The sequence below is a fragment of the Nocardia sp. NPDC057440 genome (genome assembly GCF_042802915.1).
Classification (GTDB): domain Bacteria; phylum Actinomycetota; class Actinomycetes; order Mycobacteriales; family Mycobacteriaceae; genus Nocardia.
Genome location: NZ_JBHVDF010000014.1, coordinates 24,926 through 41,430, shown reverse-complemented (window position 1 = coordinate 41,430; position 16,505 = coordinate 24,926). Strand labels below are relative to the sequence as shown.

16 protein-coding genes are annotated in these 16,505 nt (G+C 64.2%); 3 read left to right on the top strand and 13 right to left on the bottom strand.

Going from position 1 to position 16,505, the window contains the following annotated elements:
- Window positions 1-2: 2 nt before the first annotated feature.
- Window positions 3-137, bottom strand: a complete 135-nt coding sequence (locus ACFU4Z_RS26110) for a hypothetical protein (protein WP_379067467.1) — start codon at window positions 135-137, stop codon at window positions 3-5.
- 708 nt (window positions 138-845) lie between these two features.
- Between ACFU4Z_RS26110 and ACFU4Z_RS26105 the strand changes: the two genes are divergently transcribed.
- Window positions 846-1,880, top strand: a complete 1,035-nt coding sequence (locus ACFU4Z_RS26105; RefSeq protein ID WP_379067465.1) for a C40 family peptidase — start codon at window positions 846-848, stop codon at window positions 1,878-1,880.
- A gap of 10 nt (window positions 1,881-1,890) precedes the next feature.
- Here ACFU4Z_RS26105 and ACFU4Z_RS26100 read toward each other — a convergent pair whose 3' ends face one another.
- From ACFU4Z_RS26100 to ACFU4Z_RS26090, 3 genes are all read right to left on the bottom strand, one after another.
- On the bottom strand, window positions 1,891-2,874 hold the full coding sequence (locus ACFU4Z_RS26100) for a transglycosylase SLT domain-containing protein (RefSeq protein ID WP_379067463.1): 984 nt from the start codon (window positions 2,872-2,874) through the stop codon (window positions 1,891-1,893).
- A gap of 248 nt (window positions 2,875-3,122) precedes the next feature.
- Complete coding sequence (locus tag ACFU4Z_RS26095; protein ID WP_379067461.1) at window positions 3,123-4,205, bottom strand: DUF4226 domain-containing protein; 1,083 nt, start codon at window positions 4,203-4,205, stop codon at window positions 3,123-3,125.
- Window positions 4,206-4,687: 482 nt separating this feature from the next.
- The gene (locus ACFU4Z_RS26090; protein WP_379067459.1) at window positions 4,688-5,230 is read right to left on the bottom strand and encodes a hypothetical protein; all 543 of its coding nucleotides are present in this window, start codon (window positions 5,228-5,230) and stop codon (window positions 4,688-4,690) included.
- Between the two features lie 55 nt (window positions 5,231-5,285).
- Here ACFU4Z_RS26090 and ACFU4Z_RS26085 point away from each other — a divergent pair, with 55 nt between their 5' ends.
- Complete coding sequence (locus tag ACFU4Z_RS26085) at window positions 5,286-5,423, top strand: hypothetical protein (RefSeq protein ID WP_379067457.1); 138 nt, start codon at window positions 5,286-5,288, stop codon at window positions 5,421-5,423.
- 135 nt (window positions 5,424-5,558) lie between these two features.
- Here ACFU4Z_RS26085 and ACFU4Z_RS26080 read toward each other — a convergent pair whose 3' ends face one another.
- The 8 genes from ACFU4Z_RS26080 to ACFU4Z_RS26045 form a co-directional block, all read right to left on the bottom strand.
- Complete coding sequence (locus ACFU4Z_RS26080; RefSeq protein ID WP_379067455.1) at window positions 5,559-7,808, bottom strand: hypothetical protein; 2,250 nt, start codon at window positions 7,806-7,808, stop codon at window positions 5,559-5,561.
- 212 nt (window positions 7,809-8,020) lie between these two features.
- Complete coding sequence (locus ACFU4Z_RS26075; RefSeq protein ID WP_379067453.1) at window positions 8,021-10,549, bottom strand: ATP-binding protein; 2,529 nt, start codon at window positions 10,547-10,549, stop codon at window positions 8,021-8,023.
- Entirely contained in the window at window positions 10,549-11,040 is a 492-nt protein-coding gene (locus ACFU4Z_RS26070; RefSeq protein WP_379067451.1) for a hypothetical protein, read from the bottom strand. The genes ACFU4Z_RS26075 and ACFU4Z_RS26070 overlap by 1 nt, the downstream gene beginning before the upstream one ends.
- Complete coding sequence (locus ACFU4Z_RS26065) at window positions 11,037-11,297, bottom strand: hypothetical protein (RefSeq protein ID WP_379067449.1); 261 nt, start codon at window positions 11,295-11,297, stop codon at window positions 11,037-11,039. Before ACFU4Z_RS26065 ends, ACFU4Z_RS26070 begins: the two co-directional genes overlap by 4 nt.
- Before the next feature lie 18 nt (window positions 11,298-11,315).
- Window positions 11,316-12,269: a conjugal transfer protein gene (locus tag ACFU4Z_RS26060; protein WP_379067447.1), complete on the bottom strand. Its 954-nt coding sequence runs from the start codon at window positions 12,267-12,269 to the stop codon at window positions 11,316-11,318.
- Window positions 12,270-12,387: 118 nt separating this feature from the next.
- Window positions 12,388-13,539 carry a GAF domain-containing protein gene (locus ACFU4Z_RS26055; RefSeq protein WP_379067445.1) on the bottom strand — a complete coding sequence of 384 codons (1,152 nt, stop codon included), beginning with the start codon at window positions 13,537-13,539 and terminating at the stop codon, window positions 12,388-12,390.
- Between the two features lie 169 nt (window positions 13,540-13,708).
- Window positions 13,709-14,602, bottom strand: coding sequence for an ROK family protein (locus tag ACFU4Z_RS26050; RefSeq protein ID WP_379067443.1), 894 nt, complete (start codon window positions 14,600-14,602; stop codon window positions 13,709-13,711).
- A gap of 49 nt (window positions 14,603-14,651) precedes the next feature.
- A complete protein-coding gene (locus ACFU4Z_RS26045; RefSeq protein ID WP_379067441.1) occupies window positions 14,652-15,104 on the bottom strand; it encodes a hypothetical protein in 453 nt (150 codons plus the stop codon).
- Between the two features lie 267 nt (window positions 15,105-15,371).
- On the opposite strand from ACFU4Z_RS26045, the gene ACFU4Z_RS26040 reads away from it, so the two are divergent.
- A complete protein-coding gene (locus ACFU4Z_RS26040; RefSeq protein WP_379067439.1) occupies window positions 15,372-16,082 on the top strand; it encodes a MerR family transcriptional regulator in 711 nt (236 codons plus the stop codon).
- Window positions 16,083-16,131: 49 nt separating this feature from the next.
- Here ACFU4Z_RS26040 and ACFU4Z_RS26035 read toward each other — a convergent pair whose 3' ends face one another.
- The gene (locus tag ACFU4Z_RS26035; RefSeq protein WP_379067437.1) at window positions 16,132-16,503 is read right to left on the bottom strand and encodes a nuclear transport factor 2 family protein; all 372 of its coding nucleotides are present in this window, start codon (window positions 16,501-16,503) and stop codon (window positions 16,132-16,134) included.
- Window positions 16,504-16,505: the final 2 nt, after the last annotated feature.

The window sequence follows — 16,505 nt, the reverse complement described above, 5'->3', positions numbered from 1 at the left end:
ACCTATCTGGCGGCGAACAGCAACAACCGATGACGTCCCCCGCCGCAGATCAGTTCCACCTGCCGGCCGAGCACGCCACTGTCCGCATCGATCATCAGCCGAATCGTGGGAGGGAGTCCAATATCGGCAGTGGTCATGGGTTCATTCCCTTCGACGCACTCATTGTCGATGATTCCCACTGTTGGGAACTGCGGTCTCCGTCGAGCGGTTCAAGATGGTTCTGGATACCCCGTGCGCGACGTGCACGAATCACCATGGCCGCCACGCCGTTTCCAGCCCCGGTGATCGACGTAGGAGGAATACCGGATGCGCCTCCGTCGCCTGCCCCCACTGGCACTTCACTGCACGCAGCGGGTGCCGAGGGGTGTGTCATGACGAGTACGGAGTTGCCGCAGGGCGCCGATTTCGAGGTCGACGACGGTACGGACAGTGAGTCGACCGGTCCCGTAACACCGTGGTCGGAGCGACCAGGACACAAGCAGGGACGTCCCCGCCTGGGAGCCCCGGTGCCGCCCGACGCGCCGACATCGCCGGTCCAGCCCGGGGTGGGCAGTCCGCTAGGTCGCAACGAGACACCGCTGAGTACACCGGGCCAGCAGAAACCCGGTCCGGCACCTGGAGCGACTGCACCAGCTCCGTCCGGTGCGGTCCCGCCTGCTCAGCCCGTGCCTGTGCAGCCTGCGCCTGCTGCGGTGGCGCCGAGTCCGCCGGTTCAGCAGGCTCCGGCCGCACCACCGGTGGGACATAAAACCCGTCATGAGGAGCCGGAACCGCCTCAGCCGCTGATAGACCCGGACATGCTCGGGGCGGTTCTGCCCGCGGCGGCGACGGCGGGAACCATGGCAATGGCCGCCCTGCCGATGATCGCCTCCGCCCTGTCGGGTCTCGCCGGTGGCGGCCAAGGCGCCAACGGTGGTGGGGATGGCGGTGGTGAAACCGGTGACAGTGGACTGTCCCCCGAATCCGAACGCGCACTGAAGGTGCTCGAGCTACTCGCCAAGGTCTACGGCGACGACGAAACCACCGACCCCGACGTCGAAGCCCTCCGCAAGGAACTGGGCGTTACCCCTGGCTCGGGCAGCGCCGGCGGTACCGGCTCGGGTAGTACCGGCAAGGGCGAAACCGCCAACGCCGTCCGAGCCCGCCAAATGTTCCAACGCAACGCCGCTACCGCGTTCAACAACGTCGACAACCAACTCCTCCGCTACATCACCGGCCTCGCAGGCAACAACAAAGTCGACAAGAAAGCGGTCCTCGCGCTCGTGCGTGAGGTCAACGTCGCACTCGCCGAACTCGGTCCGCAGGCCTACACGAAACAAGGTCAGCAGAAAGTCCGCCAAATCCTCACCACCGCATTACAAAAAGCCCACACCATCGTCTCCGCCGGACAATCCAACTCGAACGACACCGCCAACGCCATCAACCAGCTCACGAACCAATATCTCTACAACATCTCGGGCCAGAACTACACACCAACGGCTGGTGGTGCAGGCGGTGCCAGCGGTGCAGGAACAACGGCAGCGGCGCAACGAGCGATCCAAGTTGCTCTGGCCCAGACCGGAAAACCCTATATCTACGGTGACGAGGGTCCGAATTCCTTCGACTGCTCGGGCCTGATGCAGTACTCGGCCGCCGCCGCCGGTGTCAGGATTCCCCGTGTGTCAGAGGATCAGTATCGCCAACTGCCACAGGTCAACCCGGCGAATATCCAGCCAGGCGACCTCATCTTTCCAGCGGATTCGTTCAAGTCGTCAGGACTGCCGGGGCACGTCATCATGTACATCGGGAACGGTCTGTGCATCGCGGCGTCCAAGCCGGGAGTTCCTATTGGCACAGTCCCTTTGCCGAGTAACTACCGCGCCACCCGCTGGACGGCCTAGCTACCGACCGTCAGTATCCGACGTAGGAACCGCCGCCGCGCATCTGCACGATCCCTGGCACGTTGCTGACCGAACCGTAGCGATCGATCGAATACCGCACGCCCGCAATGATGTTGTCGACCGGATTCCAGATATCACGGTGGCCGGGCAGGGCGTACGAGTTGAACGTCGGATCGATCGTTTGCATCAAACCCTTCGACGGAATGCCTGCCGCGGCATTGCTGTCCCACAGGTTGATGGCATTCGGATTGCCGCCCGATTCGTGTTGGATGATCGCAGCGATGTCGGCGGGATCGATCTGGCGGGTGTCGTAGCCCTGCTGGCGCAGCACTGCAAGGGCCTCGTCGATCCATTGGCCCTGCTGACCCGCGGGCCGCGTGCGGGGTGGACCGCCGCCGGAAGCTCGCCCGTCCGGTGGTGCCACCCGCCGCCGCCTACGCCGCGGCCGGGCAGGCCGCGGCTCCTGCAGATATCGATCGGTGAGTTTGCGCACCCGATCCGCAGTGGTCGCCGACGCGGCTTGCCCCTGCTCCAGCACCGATCCGGCGCGCCGCACCGCATTGCTCAGGGTGGCAAGCAGAAAGTTCTGAGCGGCTGTCGCATCCGAGATGCCTGCGAGCGCGATCAGTGCGGTATTCACATCGGCGATGATCGAATCGATGGCCGCTCGTCCCTGCGCACTGCTTTCCGCGGCCCCTTGGAGGATGTGCCCGAGTTCGGCGTTCAGCGACCCTACGGTGTTCACCCGCTGAGAAGTGTTGTGACTCTTGGCCTCATATTGCGAGCCCAACTCGCCGCGGCCGGCCATCGCGCTGCCCGGCGCTGCCGCAATGTCCGGAGGCGAGTCTGGCTGCCCGGTGTCGGCGGACGGATTGTCCTCGCCGTAATGGGCGGCGATCGTCGCGAGGGCCCCTAACGCGGCGGCCGCCATCGGCGTCGTCGCCGCTGCGGACCAGGCAAGCGCATCGGGACGCCCGGCTGAGGCCGGTCCCATTCCCGCCGTGGGTGATTCGGCGATCAGCGGGGCGACAGGCCCGCGCGCTGCCGCTGCCGACGGCAGCGTAGTTGGGAGAGCTGCGGCAGGTGGTGGCGTTGCTGGCATCCGCGCAGGACTGCCTCGCGCAGCGGTTTTGGTAGGACGGCGAGGCTCGGCCGTCGTGACGCTCGGCCTCGTGTCCGCGTCCACGTCGGTTGCAGCGTCGACAGTGGCGGGCTCTAGCGGATCCTGCCTCGTCGATGCCATCAGTACCCGACATAGTCTTGACCGCTGCGAAGAGCCTTGATGCCCCTCGAATTGCTGACCGCGCCGTACTCATCGATGGCGTATCGCACACCCGCGATGATGTTGTCGACGGGGTTGTAGATGTTGGTGTGGCCGGGCAGAGCGTACTGGTTGAACGTGGGATCGATAGTCTGCATCAGACCTTTCGACGGCGTTCCTCGCTGGAAGTTACTGTCCGACAGGTTGATCGCGAACGGATTTCCGTCGGATTCGTTCTGGATGATGGTCGCGATCGACGCGGCATCGACCCTGCTCATGTCACACCCGCTCTGTTGCAAGATGTCCATCGCCTGTTTGATCCAGTCACCCACTGTGCCGCTTGGCATCTGGCCGTCGGCGGTGCCCGTTGCCGGCGTGTAACTCTGACCCGCGATGTTGTAGAGGTATTGGTTCGTCAGGCGGCTGATGGCATTCGCGGTTTCGGTGGAGTTGGAGTTGCTGGATGCGACAATAGTGTGAGCTTTCTGCAATGCGGCGGCGAGAATTTGGCGAACCTTCTGCTGTCCTTGCTTGGTGTAGGCCTGCGGACCCAACTGGGCGAGTGCGACATTGACTTCGCGGACCAACGCGAGGACTGCCCTTTTGTCGACCTTGGTGTTGCCTGCGAGGCCGGACATGTAGCGGAGGAGTTGGTTGTCGACGTTGTTGAACGCGGTAGCGGCGTTGCGCTGGAACATTTGGCGGGCTCGGACGGCGTTAGCGGTCTCGCCCTTGCCGGCGCTGCCCGCACCGGCGCTGCCCGCACCGGTGCGACCTGAGCCGGTGCTGCCGGAGCCAGGGGTGATTCCCAATTCCTTGCGTAGGGCTTCGACATCAGGGTCGGTGGTTTCGTCGTCGCCGTACACCTTGGCGAGCAGCTCCAGCACCTTCAGTGCGCGTTCGGATTCGGGGGACAGTCCCCCGTCGCCGATTTCACTGTCTCCACCTCCGCGGTCACCTTGCCCGCCTCCGGCGAGGCCCGCCAGCGCGGAGGCGATCATCGGCAGCGTAGACAGCGCCATGGTCCCCGCCATCGCCGCTGCGGGCAGGGCCGCGCTGAGCATGTCCGGGTTGGTCAGTGGCTCCGGCGGTTCCGCTCTCTCATGGGGGGTTTCACGCGCCGCGAGAGGTGCGGTAGGAGCCTGCCGGACCGGCGGACTCGGCGTGACGGCAGCAGGAGCAGGAGCAGGAGGCACGGGAGCAGGCTGCGCAGGCACCGGCTGCGCGGGTGCAGGCTTGGCAGGCCACGGATGAGTAGGCGCTGCACCAGGAGGTACCCGACCAGTGGACGGACCGGCTTGCTGCGGCCTCGGCGTGCTCAGCGAAGTCTCGCTGTCACCCGGCGGACTCGTCGCCGCCGGCGGGACCGGGGACACCGGTGAGGTCTGCACGCCAGGCGACGCCGGGGCCCCCAGCCAAGGGCTTCCCTGCCTACGTGCCGGCCGATCCGACCATGGTGTCACCGGGGGGCCGGCAGAACTGTCGGCTTCGTCCTCTGCGCCCTCGACCACGCCGTCAGGCCCTTGAGGCCACAGCTCTGTACTCGTCAACGGGCACTCTCCAGCACCCGCTTCACCCGGACATCGCTGGTCTTCGGGATCTCCCGCTGAACCACGTCTCCCGATACCGGATCGGCGGTGACCAACTGGGTGGCTTCGACCGCGATACCGACTTGGGTGCGTCGGTAATCGCCGTAGTCCCAGAAGATCAGGTCACCTGTCGAAATAGCGCCTTGATCGACGCGCTTGCCGCACACGCCCTGGGCAGCAGCGGTATTCGGGAGAACGATCACGGCAGCGCCGACGATCTCCGACGGACTCGATCGCCGGTCGGTGCAGGGCTGCTGGCCTCGACCGCCGACCGTCGACCCTCCGGTGTCACCCGCGGCGACCGTGTACGAGACGATCGGTTCACACCGGCCGGTGATGGCCGCCGCTGATGCATGGTAGATCACTGCCCGCGTCATTGATGCGGCGTCGACTCGGGCCGCCGAAGCCAACTGCGTCAGAGCCAGGTCACGGGCGCATTTACCGGCAACCCCATCGTCGACGTACTGCAGCGGATCACCCTGTAGCGGTGCAGTCTTCATCGCGTCGAGACAAGCAACCAGCCAGTCGTCGGAGGCTGCGGGATCTCCAGGTGCGATGGCGAGCTCCCCAAGCGGGTTGCTGGTCGGCATGGGGGCTGACGAACTCGGCCTCGCGGCGGGCGCCGCGGCGACTCTCCGTGGGCTCGGTGTCACGGTATCCGACGGATTCGAACCCACCGCCTCTTTGCACTGATCATTCAGCATCCCTGCACCATCAGAAGCCAGCTGCCCGATCGAGAGCGTGAGGAACACCAAGAACCCGAGCGGTACACCGCCCGCGAACAGACCGATCACCCACCAGATCGCCATCCCACGAATCACCGGAGACCTAGCCGTTCAACAGATCGTTCACCGCCGACATGGCGGCGTTGTAGGACCCGACCCGTGCGCCCGACTGGGGGGGCGCAATCGAGTGCCACGGTGTCGGAGTCTTCGTGGTTCCCCACATGTCGGTATTCAAGGCAGAGCCGATTTCACGTCTGGCAAGTCGGAAGTTCTCTCTGTCCGTAGGATTATCAAGCAGTCTGGTGACGGCCGTTTGGACATTGCTGGCATGCCGATTACCAATCGCGTTTCTCATCCGCTGTGCGTCCGCGGGTTGTATGCCCGCCAGCAGGCCGCTGCCGGCGGCGCTACCGTCCGCGAGATTATTGAGTGCTTCGAGCTTCGCCTTGCTGGGATCGCGCAAATAGTCTCTGACAAACCTCCGTTGCGGACCGTCGACCGCGCCACCGTCGAGGGTGACGTAATTGTCGTTCGCCCGCTGGAACCGCCACGCGGACTCGTGCAGTGTCGCCAAGTCCGCCGCCGCTTCTTCGGCGGACCCGAGTCCGTTCTCGAGGCGATGCGCGGAGCGCTGGGCGTGCTGCATGGCGGAAACGACGTGGCCGAGGTGTTTGTACTGCAAGGTTTCGTCCTCGGCATCGTCCGAGGCACGTTTCCAAGACACAATGGCGTTGTGCATCAGTGTTTCGTCGGTGAATCCAGCGCCCGTCAGGGCACCCCACGCCGCATCGATGCTACCGCCGGAATCGTGCAGACCCTGAAGGGCTGCCGCTGCACCGCGATAGGTATTGACACCGCCCCATTGTTCGGCGGCTTTGCGTGCACCCGTCGAGAACTGCACGAATTTCATGATGGATTGCGCATTCGCGTCCGCATGCCACGGTTGGGAAGAATATTGTAGCGAATTACGGAGCGCCTTCTTCTCCATCCTGGCATAGGGCCTGAATGGCGACCGCGTTTTTCCCGCAACCCATTCGGTGAGCGGAGACGAACCTACCGTAGCCAACGCACCGAGCGCAGTGAGCGCACCCGCTCCCATCGTGCGCTTGGTACCGACACCACCCATACCTATGGCCGTACCGCCGCCGCCGCCTCCTCCTCCCTTACCGGGCCCGTGCAGCGCCAACGAGAATCGATTTGCAATCCAGACATTGCCTTTATTGATTCCGTCGCTCAGTCTCCGCAGTTGCAGAATGGCGATGATCTCGACTATCGCGCCGATCACGAATACTGCCATGACCTGACCATCGGCCTGCCGGAACAAACCACCGAGGAACAGCACATAGAGTCCGAGGAAAATGGTGAAGATCGCCATACGCGCCGCGGAAACGAACGCATCGACCAAATTTCGCACCAGAAATGTCTGGGTCACCCCGTATATGAATCCGCCCGCCGCGAATCCGAAGACAGCCATGATCGAGTGATAGATCGTGTCGAGCGCGGCCCAGATCACCTTGACCGCCAACACCACTGCGAAGGCGAGCAGGACGATGCCAGAGATCAGCAGCAACAGACCGGCACCGATCTGCCCGACACTCGGATGCTCGGTCGCCCAGTGCGCATAGTCGTCCTGGCAGTCCTTCATCCCCTTCCGCACTCGATCCTCGTTGCCTGCCCCCGCCGTCCACGCCGCGGCACACGAGACCCGGTCATCGATGATGTGGCCGAAGTTCCACACCTGCAACGGCCGTCGCGCGAAGTTGTCCGCCAAGTCCTCCTGCATCGTCGCTACCAGCTGATTCGGATTCGGATTGTTGTCGCCGTTCAATCCCGCGGCAACAGAGATACCCACATTCCGACCTTGGGCCAACAAACCGTCCGACGAAAGCACGTCCTCCAACGGTGAGGCGAGGAAAAGTGGACCGAGTACTGCCACCATCAGCATGGTCAACACCTGGATCGCTGCCTTCGCGTGGTATCCGCGGACAATGAACCACGCGACGAAAAACGCACCGATCGCCGCTGCGGTCAGCAGCATCTGAGGCGTGGCGATCTGGCGGACCAGACTCTCGGAGAACGAATGCAACGCCTCCGCGAACATATCCAGCCACCGGAAACTCAGCGCATAGCCGATCAACCAGACCGCGGTCGTCACCATGACCAACCAGCCGGCGAACTCCAGATTGAGGACCAGGGAAATCGCTGTGTTCCCCGGGTTCCACAGACTGCCCCGATCGGTGGCAAAAACATAGGACGAGAGCGGGACCCCCGAGGAGTCCCTGACATTCATCCAGCTGAGCGCGCTGTTGGTCGATGACCCCGTAGAGGTGGTGGTGGCCTGCGCGGTCGCCACCGCGCCGACGACGCCGGGAACCACGAGCAAACCGATGACGAGCGACAAGGTCCATGCCGCCCACCGCCGTTTCCGCGTGGCGCCGATCCAGTCACGTACGCGTTGGACAACCGCCTGGGGCTGCCAACGATCCGGATCCCAGAATTCCAGTTCCCAAGCGAGCAAAGACTTTCGCGGCTCGGGGAATTCGAGGTTTCGACTGAAACGGCCGATCATGGCGCGACTTGTCGTTGCGATATCGCGGTACGCGTCCCGTTGCCGCTGGTCGGCGTGCTGGTGATGGCCCTTGCACGGTCCGCGCGAGCCGGTCCGAGCACCTTACCGCGCCCGATCCGGTTCAACGCGTCGCGCATGAACATCTCGCCGCGTCGTTCTTCCGGTACTTGGCGGCCGGGCCCGATCGGCGGCGAAGTCTCTTCTCGCAAGATCTGCAACAGGAACGGCGCTTCGTCCAGATCGACACCGAGCCATTCCAGACTGTTACGGGCCAGTGTTTCATCGCGCTGCCGGAAGATGAACCGGTTGGGAATCAGATTGTGCGCCGCACCTTGGAAGTCCGTCGCGGGGTCGTGCGAGGCCAAACCGATCGCGGCCAAATGCTTACGGCCATCCCTGCTGAAGTCCGAGGTCACTGCAGAGCCGACCTGGGTTTGCGTGAAATGGTGCGCCTCGTCACCGACAAGCAGTCCGAAACGACCGTTGTCGGTAAGGAAAGCCTCCCGCGCCGCGACGCCGACCAGCTCATAGAGGGCGGTGCCGAGCCGCTTCGTCAGCGGCAGCCGATTGTAGAGATGCGGGGTGATCAGTTCTTCGGCCGTCGGCAGCGCCAGATTGTGGCTGCGCACGACGGTCGCGGCGGCAGTGAGCTGCAACGGTCGCAGCTTCGGGTCGAACAACACCGGGATCCGCTCGACAACTGTACCGAGACGCGAGGCGAGATCGGCGTATTCCTCCGCATTGCCCGGCTGGTCACGCAACCTTTGGACGACATGGAACAGATCGAGCAGGCTGCGAATCTTGTGCTCAGCCATGCCTTTCGGAGTCAACAGATTACTTGCCGCTGCGCCGGCACCGGAGGTCGGGGACAGATCCAACAGCGGCAGAATCGAATCGAGAGCGCGCTCGCCCGCTATCCTCGGCGCGAACAGACGCAACGGGTCCAAGGACACCGTCGGATTCGCCAGGTCGATGACGACAGCCTGGTCGATCGAGGAAGCGAAATGCTCCCACTCCCCCACCTGGCTGCGATCGATGGCAAGGAACTGGCCGCCCATATCGTGAACAAGCACCGCCATGAGCTTCAGGAAGTACGACTTACCCGAACCGAGCTCACCGGTAACCGCGAACGAGGCGGAGAGATCGTGCAGCGCCGCTTCCATGATGCCGAAGTGAATCGGCTCGAAATTGCCGGACAACAGATTGACCCCGATCACCGGACCACTGTCGTCACCGACCTGGTTGGTGGTGAACGGCACGAAGCCCGCCCACATATCCGAGGGGACGATATGGGCGAAATCGTCGAATGCCCGCCGAGGTGCGCTGCCGGGTATCAGCATCGACCACAGGTCGACCTGGGTACCGACCGGCGCGGTCATCTCTACCTGGAAACGCTTGTAGCGGCGTTTGAGCGTGTTGACCGCATCCATCGTCGTCTCGCGCGATGGGCCGCCGATCGCGATGACGGTAGTGAACGACACCTCCGACTCACCGCCGTTGACCTCGAAATGCTGGTTGTATTCGCCGAGCATTTGAGCTTTTGAGGTCAGCGTATTCTGCGCGAAGGAGATCTCTTGATCACGCTGGTCCATCTGCTCGCCGAGGCGCCGCAGATTCAGCTCATTGTTCTTGAGCACCTGGTCGGCCGGCTTCGTCGAGATCCGCATGCCCCAGTCGACGGTAACGTCGCCGAGGCCCTCTAGAACGCTCAAGAACTCGCTGCCGCCGGGAAACTGCATCCCCGAGTACGGGAACGAATGTGGAGTGAGCATCGCCTGATAGGAGGGTCGATACTCGAAATCCGGCTGTACCACCTTGATCACGGGGATGAACGACGGCCGGATGCGTCGGGTGCTGTCGGCCTGTGCTCCTTCGTCGAGCGCCGCAGAGCGGAAGACCGCCGCCGTGGCGTCGTCCAATGCTCCCGCCCGGGTCGGCGCGACCGGATCACCGGCGGCGCCACGCGAGAGATAGTGCTCCCACATCCACTGAAACAGCGCGGCAGGCACGGGCACCGGGTCGAACTCACCGCCGATACGAGAAAGTATCTCGTTGGCCTTCTCGTCGTAAGCATCCAACTCTGCTCGTGAGATCGAGGTCGCATCGATCGTGGCGGTGCTGCCGCGCCAGACCCTCGACAGCGCAGACATTCCCGCATTGGCGGCGCCTACCGGTATGGACAGCAGGAAGATCCGCGTCTGCGGCACGATTGCGCGCACCCGCTCGTAGGAGGCGACCACCTCGTCGGCGTAGTCCTCACATTCGTCGAGGTCGACGCCCTCCACCATTTTGGTGAGCACGTCGAGGGTGTTCAATCGCGCTTGGATCCCGAGCAGCAATGAACCGCTCGGGAGGCTGTTGATCAGGGCGTGATGCGCCACCTTCACGTCGTGTTTGTCGCTGGCTTTACGCAAGCCGTAGCCGAGCGGATTGATGAAATAGGTCGCGGTGACCAGTCCCGAATGGGTGAACTGTAGGTGTCCGCGAATCGCCGCCGTCGGCTGGATATCTCGTCCGAATGCCATCAGCTGCGCCCTTCCGACGCCGTACTGCGGCTGCCCATCACCTCGAGCAGTTGGAGGCTGGTGTCGCGCCTACTGGACACCTTGGCGGCCGTCGGCGGATCGGGCAGGAGCAGAACCACCGTCTCCTCGACGAACAAGGTAGTGCGTGTCGCGTCGGAGCTGATCGGCATGCCGGATGCGGAGACCGGTTTACGATTCACGATCAGTCGACCCACCCACAACGCTCGTGAGGTCATCCGCACACCGTTGTAGGGCACCAACCCGATGGCGAAAACCGCCGCCACCGTGATGGCCAGGCCGGTCAAGAAGGTCACCGCGGGGTTGATCGGAATGACCATGGCGCACACCGACGCAATCGTCATCAGGACGACCGCGCCGACGACCTGCGGCAGTGTGTAAGGCCCGAAAGGCAGCTTCTGCCCGTTCTGCGCCTTACCGATCATGGTGGGAACGCGTTTGATCGGCGTGAACACCTTGATCGTCTGGCTCACCGATAGCCACCGATCGGATGGTCCGGGACGACGATGTTCGCATCTGTACGCGCGTAGTTGACCAGTGTCGGCAGAATCCAGAACATCACTGCGGCAAGGATTGCCGATCCGGCGACCGTGAGGATCTTGGCAGGCGAGAGCTTCGATTTGGCCGCTTCGGAGATCAACACACCCATGCTCAGGATGGTGATGACAATCAATCCCGCCCAGCGAACGAACATCAGAACGCCATAGAGGATGTAGCTGAGATTACCCATCGGGGGCCTCTTCTCGGATCAATTCTGCTTGGCCGGCGGTATTTGCACCGTCGTTGTCGGCGGTGCGGTCGACGTGATTGATGCCCCCGCGCCGTGGGAGTCCTGTGCGCCGACGATCGCCAGCGGATTCGCCAGTGCGGGTACCGAATCTATGGACTGCACCTGCCACTGCCCGCCGTTGCGGACCATCGACAGCGGATATGCCAGCGTCGCTGTAGCGCCGCCGTCGGCTTTCGGGTTGATGGTGGCCAACACCTGAGCCTTGGTCTTGCCGGTACCGCAACTGGTGTCATCGGCGGCGAGCGAGACGAGTTCGACGGCAGTGAAAGGAGCCGGTTTGAGCGCCGTGATAGCCGCGTCCTGCGACGTGTACCGGACGACGTCGCCCGAATTGGCGAGCAGCGCACCGAGGAATCCGGCCGCGACCTGGGCCAGCGGGGTATCCGCCGCACAGGGGGTCGAGTAAGCCAGCGCCAGATCGGCGCCCCGTGCCGGCGGCTCCACCATGGCGGGCACCGACAACGCGCGTAACCGTCCTTCGGACAACGACACCGCGACCCGGTAGAACAGCCGAGGGTCGGCGGCCGTCGCCGTCGTGCCCTTGCCGACCCGAGCCGACACGGTCACCGACCAGACGTCGAGACCGCCGGTGGATGTCGAGCGCGAGACATAGACCACGGCGGGATCGGATACCACACGCGTGGTCGTCGGCAGGGATATCTGTTGCGCACTGCCGACGTATTCGCCGACCCGATCCTGTTGTCCGGCAACAGCAGTCAGATAAGTAACGACAAATTGTTCGGCAAAGGCGCCCGCCAATTGCGCACGTCCGACAATCGCGGTCGTGGTGTTGTCCGACGGCGGCGGGGGACCCGAGGAAAACATGCTGAAAACCGCGTGGCCACCACCGAGTACGGCGAGTACCGCAAGCACGGCGACCAAGATATTGTCGCGGCGGCGTCGCGCGGCCATCCGGCGAAGCAAAGCTTCGCCTGATTCTGCACCGCGACCCACTGTCCTCACTCCAGAAATGGTAGAGAGCACATCCGATCCCGACCGGCGGTCCATTCCCATGAGTGGGAATGGCGTGTCACCACGCGGGGCTCCGCTGGACCCGGCCCGCCAACCAGTGGCGCAATTGATCGTCGTAGCCGATCGGCGCACTCAGTTGCCGCGGCTCCACGGAGGTGCGGCTGGGCTCGAGGACCGGAACGTCGTAGCCGACGCGAACGAGTTGGGCGATCGCGAGCCGTCCGCTGGAGTACCCCGGATATGGGTACAGCAGTACCGAAGTCGGCGTGTAGCCGCCGCCGTAGTTGAGGGCACGGACGGTGACGCCGACACTGTCGCCGGACTGGAGCCGATCACTGAGCTCGACCAGCCGGGACCGGTCGTCGGAATGAAACACATCCACCGGCCGGAACAAATAGTCCCATCGAATCCAGGGCGCCGGGTCGGTGAGCCAATGCGCAATGCTGGTGTGTTCGAGCTGAACGATGGCGAGATGAGTTCCGGCGCGACGATGCGCCTCGCGCAACCCGATCCGCTCGAGTGTCGGCCAGGCCGATGGCTCGTTGTCCGACGTGATGTCCTCGATCAACCACCACGCGCCGCGCCCGCGCTCGTCGTCACGCGCCCGAATGGTGATCCGCCACCGCCCGGGACGGGCAGGACCGTGCGCAACGGAGGTCTCGAACTGCAACTTGTCGCCGGGTTTGGGGTTGTAGAGCAGATCGAGAACCTCGCCGTGCCGATCAAAGGTCGACACGCGATGAAACAGCTCGGCGATGGACATTCTCGGTACGTACTGCTCCGGAGAGATACCGGAGAGCTGCGTCATGCCGCTCGGTTGTTCGATGGTCTGGCTGTCGAGGTCCCAAATCGCGCCGACCGCAGGACTCAACTCGGGCACCTGCGCGGTAGCAGGCCCGAGCCACAGCCGGATCGCGTGCACATCACCCGCCGGCCCGAATACCGGCCTGATCAGCAGCTTGTGTGGCCCGGATCCGGTCGGCACCGTGAGGTCGACGTCCTCAGCCTGGTCACGAGCCGCACTGATGGCCTGGGTGAGCATCGGAGTGGTGAGATTGTCGTAGAGCGCAGGCGTTTTCGACAGCACCCGCTGCAGCGCGCGCTGCCAACCCGCGAAACCTCGCGGCTCATTGCCTATGGAGGCCACCGACATGACGCCAGGCGTCAGGGTTTCCACCGTCAGCCATGGAATCACTGCTTCACTACGCATCGCATATTGCCCGCTTCAGCCGTTGTTCCGGGCATGACCCAGATGAGACATCCCGTGACTTAGGCAATGTACCGTTGTTTAGCGGCTCAATGCAACCGTAGTTTTCGGGCCGCATCCGCCCGAGCCCGCCGCTGGGCGCGACGGGCGGTCGCGCGGGCTGCCGCCCTGGTCAGTCGCCCGGTGCCGTCAGTGCGAGCACGCCGGCACCCGCCAGTACGGAGATCGGGCCGAGTGTCGACTGCACCACGCGCAAACCGGACAGAAAGCTGAGCCTGGCATGGGTAGCGACTGCTTCGTTGAGCGGTTTCCACAACGCGGGTCCGGCTTCGGAGAGAACTCCGCCGATGGCGACGAGATCGACGTCCAGCAGCGCGGTCACCGACGCGATCGCCCTGCCGAGCGCCGTGCCCGCCCGCCCCATCGCCGCGGCCGGGATTTCCTCGCCCATTACTGCGGCCTCGACCAGCGCAGGGACAGTCAGTCCTGCCCAGCCCTGCGCCTGCGCCCACCGCAGCGCCGCCGTGCCGCCCGCGACCGCCTCCAGGCAGCCGCGACCGCCGCAGTCACACCGGTCATCGAAGCCCGGAACCAGTACGTGTCCAACGTGACCGGCGTTCCCGGTCCGTCCGACAACAACGAATCCACCCACCATGACCCCGCCACAGACACGGTCGGACACGTTCATCACCAACGAATCCATGACGCCTTTGGTGGTGCCGAGATTCTGCTCGCCGAGCGCCAGACAGACCCCGTCGAGGGCAAGGCGGACAGTGGCCGACGGAAACGCCGCCCGCGCCGCGGCGACGAGGGCGAAACCCGAACGCCATTCGGGAACGTCGAGCGGCGCAACCACTCCGGCAGCCATATCGATCGGGCCCGCCGAAGCAATACCCAAGGCAGTGACTTCCCGACCCGCAGCGACCTCGAGCAGCAGCTCGCGGCACTGTTCCCACGCACCACGCGCCGGCACCGGAATTCTGCGTACGTCATCGGTATCCACGTCCGAGGCGATCTCGCTGACCGCGAACCACGAGGTGGCGATCTCCAACGCCAGCACTGTCATGAGTTACCCACCATCCGAGAGAGATTCGTCGAAGCTGCACGCAGCCTAGTCACAGCACCTCGGTCCCGGTGGGCTTCAGGGGCCTGCCCAGCACGATGTGCCTACGCGGAGCCGTCAGCGCCGGCGTCGTACGAAGCTGCCGAGGACCATTGCGAATGATCTGCATAGGCCGCTTGTGATCAATCGGCGCGGTCCGGTGCCGGTCGAGATTCTCGACGACATTGCCGGAATTGTCGTATGCCACACCCGCCCAGATCATCGCGCGGGGACCGTCACCGCGCTCGATGAGCGCCTGCACCATCTGCTCGCATTGCGCGAGCAGTGGGCACCTCCGACACGTACCGACTGCGGTTCGCCAGGAGTCGGGGTTCCCGGCGTCCATGTCCCAATCGTCGGGCCCGTCCGCGCAGGGTGGGCGCTGGGCCGACTTGGTCTTGATCGGTGAGATCTTCGCCGGCGCAGGGGTTGCCGTCGCCCGCGGCGCGATACGCGTAATACTCATAGCCATCTCCGGGGATGCCGAGGGCACGCCGACAGAGAGGCGTGTCCCATGGATCGGAAGGTCATCAGGGCTGCTCGACAGTCCCCGGAACCCAGCCGCGATAGCTGGTAGACGCACGTTAGCGCGCCATTGGCCCTGCAGGCAACACTTTGCGCCACTAAGTAACGGCACGTTGACACGGTGGCAACCCTGCGATACCGTTTTTTGACGGCGCGTTATTGAACGGTCCATTTTCGAGGGGGCCCCGATTATGGTTTCCTGGTAAACATGGCTGCAGAATCACACTTCACAATCGACGAACTGGCACGGGCAGCCGACACCACCGTGCGCAGTGTCCGCGTGTATCACGAGCGAGGGTTGCTGCCCTCCCCCGAGGTGCGCGGGCGGATCGGTTACTACGGGTCGGACCATCTCGACCGGCTGCAGACGATCAGCCGTCTGCTGGGTCGCGGCATGAAGCTCAACGGCATCCGCGAGCTGTTGGAGGCCTGGGATCGCGGCGACGGACTTGCCGACGTTCTCGGCGTCAGCAGCCAGGACAGCCCGGAACCGGCCGCTTCGGCCGAACCGCAGCTCGAAGACAGCTATCCCGACCTTCCCGAGTACGCGAAGCAGGCCCTCGCCACCAGCGACGACCCTCTCGAGGCGTATCGGCTCACGAACCCGCGTGCCTGCGATCTGGCCACCCGGCTCGCCGACTCCGGATTACCCGCGCCGGACACCTTCCATCTGGTCGAACGGCTCCGAGCGGACTGCGATCGGATCGCCGACCGGTATGCCACGGAACTGTTCTACCGACTGGCCGGGCAAACCTACGAGCAGTCCCAACGGACGCCGAAGGATCGCGCCAGGCTCGAGACCGATCTCGCCATCGCACGGCTCATCGTCACCCGCGCCGCCTCGGAACTGATCGACGAGGCGTTCGCCCGGCATTTCGAGCTGCCCGCGGCTTCCCCGCGCGCCGCAGAACCGCACTGATCGGTCGATTCGGCAGCCCATCGTCGCGCTGCCGGTCCCGACGTCGAACCTACAACCCGAATGCCCTGTGGATGGCTGCCATATCGAAGTAGTCGCGCCAGGCGGTGATGGCACCGTCGGTCACCTCGAAGACACCCATCACCGGGAGCGGTGTGTCGCGGCCGTTGCCGCGCAACGTATCGGTGCGCTCGTTCATGACAACGTTGCCATTGACGACCTGATGGTGAATGTCGAAGTCGATGGCGTCGAAGGTGGTGAGGAAGCCTGCGATGAAGTCGCGGATGGCCGTGCGACCGTGAATCGGCTCCATCGGGATGTTGTGGTAGACGGCGTCTTCGGCGAAGAAGGCGCTGATCGTGTCCGGGTCGGGATCCGACCAGCTTCTGCACATGGCGCTGACGATCTCGTCGGGACTCGACATTC